Annotated in this window: 2 protein-coding genes; both read right to left on the bottom strand. The window is 44.7% G+C overall.

All coding sequences use genetic code 11. From position 1 onward, the window contains the following. Window positions 1-100: 100 nt before the first annotated feature. Window positions 101-1,348, bottom strand: coding sequence for an AGE family epimerase/isomerase (locus AB5H98_RS13485; protein WP_367926394.1), 1,248 nt, complete (start codon window positions 1,346-1,348; stop codon window positions 101-103). Further along, a partial coding sequence (locus AB5H98_RS13490; protein ID WP_367926395.1) for a hypothetical protein occupies window positions 1,305-1,505 on the bottom strand: 201 nt, incomplete at its 5' end. The genes AB5H98_RS13490 and AB5H98_RS13485, both read right to left, overlap by 44 nt.

Genomic DNA, 1,505 nt, shown 5'->3' on the forward strand with positions numbered 1-1,505 from the left:
TCCAATACGCCATCAAACACAGAAGTTCGCGTAGCATATCCCGCCATACGTACTGGCTTAGGTGGCGTAATGGCGCGCTTAGCTGTTCCAAGTTCCATGGTCAGGTTCCCTCTTTCTCAAACAATTCCACTATTTTGATGAAATTTCTCAAAATATGAAATGGATCTTTTACGGGCAGCGCTACTAGTTTGTCCTGAGGACTTCCGTCCCGCTGTCGAATCTGTATCCACTCACCTAACGCTTGATTTGGAAATGTGGAAAAAACATACTGTGCCGACTTCTGATACATCTGCTCAAATTCTTCATCACCAGTCAAATGATACAAATAAGTAAACACATACAACATTTCGGAATGGGGCCACCACAGTTTCATATCCCATGTGTCAACAATCAGATCCTCATACGGTGTACCAATACGCGTTCCTTGGGGCTTTCCGCCTTCCCGGTCCACAAAACGTAACAGTCCGCCATAACTTTCATCCCAGCCAAGAAGGAAGGTGCGTTGAACGATTTGACAAATGCGTGGCAAATCCTCTTCCAATCCGCCATACTCTTGCAAAAATTCCAACCAAAACCACGCATCTTCTAATGTATGACCGGGTGTGATGTGTCGGTTTAAAAGACGAACATAACTCGCATCGTCTGAAATATGCTCTCGAATCAGGCCGGTTCCATCGTACAAAACATCCAAGATAAAACGGACTTTGCTGCGCACATAGGCCTCCGGCTCCGTTACATCCAATCCAAAAGCGCGGCACATATCCATATATTCTTGCACAGTATTAATCAAAATCATAGGAATGCTATGTACCTGGTAACCATCGGGCACCGGATAAGGCTCTGTAAGATAGTTTCCATTCTCCACTCGTTTTGTAATACTGCGATATAAACGATGTGCCAAATCAGCAGCCTGCGCATTGGAAGTCATCTTGGCATACTGAGCCGTTCCAATGAGCGCGAAGCAATCCGCATAGATGCTTGCATCGTAACGATTTGTCGCTTTATCGACTACTTTTTCTCCTTCTCTGGTCAATAAATAACAACAAATATCCTCGGGTCCATAAACCGCTTTGTCCGCCAAAAAACGGAAGGTTCCCTCCATTAAAGGTTCCAGAGCCCTTGGGTCCACTTTATCCAACACACCCTGCTTAGCCAGCCGATATACTCGGGATAGTACCCACAACCACCGTCCTTGAGACCAAGTGAATTTGAAATCGCTGAATCTTTGATCCCCATTGTTATTAATACAGTTCAGAATTCCGCCATGCTCTTTGTCCACAAACTGCAACCAATAGGGTAAAAAATCATCCTGAATTTGATGAATATAAAATGCTTCCCGTTGGTTCATGCCCCTCTCCTTTCAGCATTCGTTCCTCAGTAAAAAATCCTGCAGGAAAAGATAAGCGTTTTCTCTTGCAAAATCCGGAAAACTGTGGGGACCATCCCAAAGAATAGGAATAGGTAAGAGACAACCACAGCGTAACCTGTTTGGTGCTCTTTTCCCC

It is taken from the genome of uncultured Ruthenibacterium sp. (genome assembly GCF_963558415.1).
GTDB lineage: Bacteria > Bacillota > Clostridia > Oscillospirales > Ruminococcaceae > Ruthenibacterium.